General features: G+C 52.2%; 1 protein-coding gene. It reads left to right on the top strand.

Annotated elements, in window-relative coordinates; genetic code table 11:
- Positions 1-224, top strand: a 224-nt coding sequence (locus H5203_RS22665) for an Ig-like domain-containing protein (RefSeq protein WP_182820387.1), incomplete at both ends; no start/stop codon positions are given.

Raw genomic sequence — 224 nt, 5'->3', positions numbered from 1 at the left:
AAGCCAATGCCAGTGTCAGTGTGACTATCAGCGATGGTTCGAATAACCAATCGCGTACTGTGACGGCTGATGGCTCTGGGGCATGGACTATCAGTGGTCGTGAGTTTGATGTCAGCAGCTTTAATGATGGCACGCTCACCGTCAGCGCCACACAAAGTGATGCGGCGGGTAACACCTCAACTGCAGCCAGCACCTCAGTGATTTTAGATAACGCAGCACCGAAT

The sequence above is a fragment of the Pseudoalteromonas sp. SG41-1 genome (assembly GCF_014164575.1).
Classification (GTDB): Bacteria; Pseudomonadota; Gammaproteobacteria; order Enterobacterales; family Alteromonadaceae; genus Pseudoalteromonas; species Pseudoalteromonas rhizosphaerae.
The sequence above is the reverse complement of the archived record's forward strand: the minus strand, read 5'-3'. Positions and strand labels throughout refer to the sequence as shown.